This is a genomic window from Streptomyces coryli (genome assembly GCF_011044975.1).
In the GTDB taxonomy this organism is placed as follows: Bacteria; Actinomycetota; Actinomycetes; order Streptomycetales; family Streptomycetaceae; genus Streptomyces; species Streptomyces coryli.
Genome location: NZ_JAAKZV010000370.1, coordinates 1 through 5588, shown reverse-complemented (window position 1 = coordinate 5588; position 5588 = coordinate 1). Strand labels below are relative to the sequence as shown.

1 protein-coding gene is annotated in these 5588 nt (G+C 69.7%); it reads left to right on the top strand.

Annotation, left to right across the window (positions count from 1 at the left end; genetic code table 11):
* Window positions 1–32: 32 nt before the first annotated feature.
* The coding region (locus tag G5C51_RS39465; protein WP_165245341.1) for a non-ribosomal peptide synthetase at window positions 33–5588 on the top strand (5556 nt) is incomplete at its 3' end.

Genomic DNA, 5588 nt, shown 5'->3' with positions numbered 1-5588 from the left:
CGGTCGGGGAGTTGGCGGCTGGGCTGGACGGGGTGCCGTCGGTGGTGGTGGGGCCGGGGGATGTGGCGTATGTGATGTTCACGTCCGGGTCGTTGGGGGTGCCGAAGGGTGTGGTGGCCACGCATGGCGCGGTGGCTGCGTTGGCGGCGGATGGCTGCTGGGGGGATGCGCGGCGGGTGCTTTTTCATGCGCCGCATGCCTTTGATGCGTCGACGTTTGAGTTGTGGGTGCCGTTGGTCCGTGGCGGGTGTGTGGTGGTGGCGCCGCCGGGTCGGGTCGATGCGCGGGTGCTGGCAAATCTGGTGGCTGAGCACGGTCTGGGTGCGGTGCATGTGACGGCCGGGTTGTTGGGTGTGCTGGCGGAGGAGGATGCCGGCTGTCTGGCGGGTGTGGGTGAGGTGTTGACCGGCGGGGATGTGGTGTCGGCGGCTGCGGTGGAGCGGGTGCGGGCTGCGTGTGGGCCGTCGGTGGTGGTGCGGCATTTGTACGGGCCGACTGAAGTGACGTTGTGCGCCACGACGTTCGCGATAGAGCCCGGGGAGGCGACGCCGGGGGTGTTGCCGATCGGGCGGCCGCGGGAGAACACCCGGGTCTTTGTGCTGGATGAGTTCCTGCAGCCGGTGCCGGTGGGTGTGATGGGCGAGCTGTATGTGGCCGGTTCGGGCTTGGCGCGTGGCTATCTGGGGCGGCCGGGTCTGACCGCGGAGCGGTTTGTTGCCTGCCCGTTCGGTGTGGATGAGCGCATGTACCGGACGGGGGATCTGGCTCGCTGGACCTCTGCAGGGGAGTTGTTGTTCGGCGGGCGGGCGGATGAGCAGGTCAAGATCCGTGGGTTCCGGGTGGAGCCCGGCGAGATCGAAACCGTCCTCGCCACGCATCCCGCTGTCGGCCAGGTGGCGGTGATCGCCCGGGAGGGCCAGTCCGGTGACAAACGCCTGATCGCCTATGTCATCGCGGAGCAAGACGGCCTGGAGGGCGCGGAGTTGCAGGCCTTCGTCCGTGACCGGCTGCCGGACTACATGGTTCCGGCGGCGGTGGTGGTGCTGGAGGCGCTGCCGGTCACGGTGAACGGGAAGCTCGACCGGGCAGCGCTGCCCGACCCCGCCTTCGAGACAGCGGCAGGTGGCCGTGGGCCGGCGACTGCGGTGGAGGAGGTCTTGTGCGGGCTGTTCGCCGAGGTGCTGGGCCTGGAGAAGGTCGGCGTGGACCACTCCTTCTTCGAGCTCGGCGGTGACTCGCTGCTGGCGATGCGGCTCATCGCCCGTATCCGCGCGGCCCTGGAGACCGAGCTCGGTATCGCGGATCTGTTCGTGGGACCGACGGTCGCCGAGGTGGCGGTACGCGTCGGTGGCATCGAGGGCGTGGCCCGAAGCGAGCTCCGGCCGCAGGCGCGGCCTGAGGTGCTGCCGTTGTCGTTCGCGCAGCAGCGGATGTGGTTCCTGAACCGGCTGGAGGAGACGGATCGGGGTGCCGGGGCCGCGTACAACATGCCGTTCGCCTTACGGATGAGCGGTGAGCTGGATGTGGCGGCGCTGGAGGCGGCGCTGGGCGATGTCGCCGACCGGCACGAGAGCCTGCGGACGATCTTCCCGGCCGATGACGGCGTTCCGTATCAGCAGATCGTGGAGGGGAGCGCTGGACGGCCCCCGCTGACGGTCGTGGAGGCCGCCGAGGAACAGGTCACGGAGATCATCGCGGCTCAGGCCGGTGTTGGCTTTGATCTGAGCGTGGATCTCCCGTGGCGGGTGCGGTTGCTGGTGCACGGTCCGTCCGAGTACGTGCTGGTCATCGTGGCGCATCACATCGCGGTGGACGGCTGGTCCATGGGTGTTCTCGCGCGTGATCTGGAGGTCGCCTACGCGGCCCGGTGCGCGGGGCGCGTGCCGGGGTGGGAGCCGTTGCCGGTGCAGTACGCCGACTACGCGCTGTGGCAGCGCGAGGTGCTGGGCGAACTCGATGACGCGGAGAGCGTGATCAGCGCGCAGCTTTCCTACTGGCGGGAGGCTTTGGCAGGGGCGCCGCAGGAACTGGCGCTGCCGACGGACCGGTCGCGGGCGGCGGTGCCGTCGTTCCAGGGGCGTACGGTCCCGGTGCAGGTCGATGCCGAGACTCACGCGCGCCTGGTGGAGATCGCCGGGCGCGGTCGGGCGACGATGTTCATGGTGGTGCATGCCGCGTTCGCGGTGCTGTTGTCGCGCATGGGTGCCGGTGACGACGTGCCGATCGGGACGGCCGTGGCGGGTCGCGGTGATGCGGCGCTGGACGATCTGGCCGGCTTTTTCGTCAATACGCTGGTGCTGCGGTCCGATCTGAGTTCGGATCCGTCGTTCACGGAGCTGCTGGGCCGGGTGCGGGAGACGGATCTGGCTGCGTATGCCCATCAGGATGTGCCGTTCGAGCGGCTGGTGGAGGACCTCAATCCGTCGCGGTCGCTGTCCCGTAATCCGCTCTTCCAGGTGATGATCGCGCTGCAGAATGTGCCTGCCGCACGATGGGAGCTACCGGGTCTCGAGGTCGAGCCGATGCCGTCGGCGGAGGATGCGGCGGCCCGGTTCGATCTGTCGGTGACCTTGGGCGAGCAGCGGGGCGAGGACGGGGCTCCGGCTGGGCTGTCCGGCGGGATTCTGTATGCCACGGATCTGTTCGACCAGGCCACGGCGCAGGCGCTTGCCGATCGTCTGGTGCGGGTGCTGGAGCAGATCGCGGCGCGGCCGGATGCGCGGGTCAGTGAGATCGAGGTGCTGGAGGCGGCTGAGCGGTCGCTGGTGGTCGATGGGTGGAATGACACGGAGCGGCCGGTGCCGGCGGGTTCGCTGGTGGAGCTGTTCGAGGCGCAGGCGGCGCGGTCGACGCAGACGACGGCCGTGCGGTGTGGTGATGAGGCGCTTTCCTATGCGGAGTTGGAGGCGCGAGCGAATCAGCTCGCGCGGTATCTGCGCGGGTGTGGGGTACGTCGTGAGGTCCGGGTTGGCCTGCGGCTGCCGCGTGGGGTGGACATGGTGGTCGCCATCCTCGCGGTGTGGAAGGCGGGCGGTGCGTACGTGCCGCTGGACCCGGAGTATCCGGCGGACCGGCTGGACTTCATGGTCGCCGACTGTGGTGCCGAACTCGTGCTGGACAGCGCGCTATTGGCCGAGCGTCGTGAGGTCATCGCGGCGGAGCCGACTGATCCGCTGGCGGAGCCCATCGATGCGCGCCAGTTGGCGTATGTGATCTATACGTCGGGTTCGACGGGCCGTCCGAAGGGTGTGGCTGTCGCGCATGGCGGGGTGGTGAATCTCGCCGAGGTGATGCGGCCGGTGCTGGGTGTGGCTGCGGGTGAGGTGGCGTTGCAGTTCGCGTCGTTCAGCTTCGACGCTGCTGTGCTCGATGTGGCGGTCACGTTGGCGGCCGGTGGAACGCTGGCGATCGCCGCGAGCGGTGAGCGTACGGAGCCGGAGCTGCTGGCAGAGATGATCCGTAACGCCGGTGTCAGCGTGGCCAGCGTGGTGCCGTCGCTGCTCGGGGTGCTGGACCCGGCATCCGTGCCGGAAGTGCGCAACTGGGTGCTCGGGGCCGAGCGGTTGACCGCCGATCTTGCGTCCCGTTGGGTCGGTCAGGCCGATGTGTGGAATACGTATGGGCCGACCGAGGCCACGGTCATCACCACTGCGGTGCCGGTGGATGCAGGTATCACTGCCGAGGATGTGGCGCCGGCGATCGGGCGCCCGCTGGGCAATGCCCAGGTGTTTGTGCTGGACGGCTTCCTGCAGCCGGTGCCGCCCGGCGTAACGGGCGAGCTCTACGTGGCCGGGGCCGGTCTGGCCCGCGGCTATGTCGGCCGTCCGGACCTGACTGCCGAACGATTTGTCGCCTGCCCCTTCGGTGCCGGTGGGCGCATGTACCGGTCCGGGGATCTGGCCAGCTGGACGACCGACGGCACCCTGCAGTTTGCCGGTCGTGCCGATGAGCAAGTGAAGATCCGCGGGTTCCGGGTGGAGCCCGGCGAGATTGAGTCCGTCATCGCCGCCCACGAATCGGTCGGCCAAGCCGCCGTGCTCGTACGGGAGGACCGGCCGGGCGAGCGGCGTCTCGTCGCCTACGTCGTCCCAGCCCCCGACAGCGACACCCACATTGACACGACGCAGCTGCGCGAGCACACCGCCTCCCGCCTGCCCGAATACATGATCCCAACCGTCGTCCCCCTGGACGCCCTGCCGCTCACACCCAACGGCAAGCTCGACCGCGCCGCCCTGCCCGCCCCCGACGCCACCAGCAGGGAAGGACGTACCCCGGAGACGCCCACCGAGAAGACCCTCTGCTCCCTCTTCGCCGAGATACTCGGCCTGGAAAAGGTCGGCGTCGACGACTCCTTCTTCGAGCTCGGCGGCGACTCGATCATGTCGATGCTCCTCGTGTCCCAAGCCCGCCGCTCCGGGCTGGTGATCACCGCCCGGCAGGTCTTCGAGCGCCTGACCCCCGCCGCCCTGGCAGCCGTCGCCACGACGCACACGGACGGACCCACGCCCGGCGGCGGCGCCCCCGGCATCGGCGAGATACCCCTCACCCCGGTCATGCACGAACTCCTCGACCGCGCCGGCCCGGACAGCGTGGACGACATTGTCCTGTCGAGCCTCGTAGCCACCCCGGCCGATCTGGACTTCGACGTCCTCACCCAGGCCGTCCAGGCACTGGTGGATCACCACGACATCCTCCGCGCCCGCCTCGAAGCAGACCCGCAGCGGCGCCTGGTGGTGCCCGAGACCACGTCCGCACAAGGATGGGTGCACCGGGTAGACGCCACCGAAGCCCCCCTCGACCAGCTGATCGAAGAACAGACCCGAGCGGCAATACGCCGGCTGGACCCATCGGCGGGCGTGATGGCGCAACTGATCTGGTTCGACGGCGGCTCCGCCACGCCCGGACGCCTGTTGCTCGTCATCCACCACCTGGTGGTGGACACGGTCTCGCTGAGGGTGCTGCTGCCGGATCTCGCAGCGGCCTGTACAGCCCTGGCCACCGGCAGCGACGTAACACTCGAACCGGTGCCGACATCCTTCCGGCACTGGGCGCGCGAGCTGTCCGCACAGGCGACAACCCCCGACCGCGAGGCGGAACTACCCCAGTGGGCCGACCTGTTGCGCGACGGATACCCGCTGCTCACCCCGCGTCCCGTCGACCCGGCCAGGGACACCGGCGCCTCGATGACCGAGGTCTCGGTGCAGGTCTCTGCCGACGTCACGGCCGCGCTGCTGACCACCGTCCCGGCAGCCTTCCATGCCGGCGTCGACGACATCCTCCTGACCGGCCTGACCACGGCGATTGCCGAGTGGAGAGGCGGCCGGGAGGACGCGGACGGCGGATTCCTGGTGGATGTGGAGGGCCACGGCCGCATTCCGCTGTCCGAGGGGGCGGATCTCACGCGCACGGTCGGCTGGTTCACCAGCACCCACCCGGTACGGCTCGACGCCGGCGCGGTCGACTTCGCTGAGCTGCGCGAGGGTGGCCCGGCCGCCGGCCAGGCCGTCAAGCGGATCAAGGAGCAGCTGCGCGCCGTCCCCGGCGACGGCCTCGGCTACGGCATGCTCCGCCACCTCAACCCCGACACC